Genomic DNA, 835 nt, shown 5'->3' with positions numbered 1-835 from the left:
ATCCTCGAAATCACCGAGTGTGATCGCAACCAGCCGTACCAAATCACCTTCTATCCCAACGTTTCCAAGGATCACGTCAAGGCGCTGTATGCGTCTTATCAGTCGGTGATCGCGGGGTTGGAAAGTCGCCTGCGTGAGGAATGGACCAAGACTTTCCAGCCCCTGTGGAATGACTTCGCCAACGCCACGCCGCCCGAACGTAGCGCGATGCAAGGTTTGGCGTTTTCAAGCGGGATGGCCAAGGCGCTCTACAACCTGTGGGACAACGTCACGCAGCTGTATGACTTGTTGGCGGACCTCAAGGCCAACAGCCAGAAGTTGTTGGCCTACATCTCCCAGACTGAACTCGATGAACTGCTGAGGCTGGGCAACGACGCCATCGCAAAGGGGCTGTCGGTGCTCAGCGATGAGCCGCTGCTGTTTATCTACCTGTCGGCCATGGTCAGTTGGATACGCCTGCTACCGCCGCCCGAGATGTATGAAGTGCTGGGCGAGATCACCGGCGAGGTGTTGATCAATCTGTTTTTGATCTGGGCGACCCGGGGCATGGGCGTGCAGATTCGCCTGGGCGCTCAGGTGCTGGGACATATCAAATCCGGACGAGCGCGCCAGTGGCTGGAGAGGCTGGCTGATCAGTGGGTCGGGCCGAAGTCGGACGCGCATGTCGAGGCGGTGAAGCCTTTGCTGCTTGGTGGCCCGGCGACAGCGATCAAGACCGTACCGGTTGCGCCGATGAAGGCTGGGGATCACGTGGTTTCGAACCCGGTGCCGGCGGTTCGTAACAAGACACAGAAGACGGTGTTGGTCAGGCAGGAGCCTGTCGATGATGTGCCTG

The 835-nt window shown here is 59.2% G+C and carries 1 pseudogene; it reads left to right on the top strand.

What is annotated here, in order from left to right:
* A pseudogene (locus J1G35_RS30605) lies at positions 1-835 on the top strand (type IV secretion protein Rhs); the annotation flags it as partial.

Origin of the sequence: Pseudomonas sp. SH10-3B (assembly GCF_019891415.1) — a bacterium.
Taxonomy (GTDB): domain Bacteria; phylum Pseudomonadota; class Gammaproteobacteria; order Pseudomonadales; family Pseudomonadaceae; genus Aquipseudomonas.
This window is presented reverse-complemented; position numbering and strand designations above follow the sequence as displayed.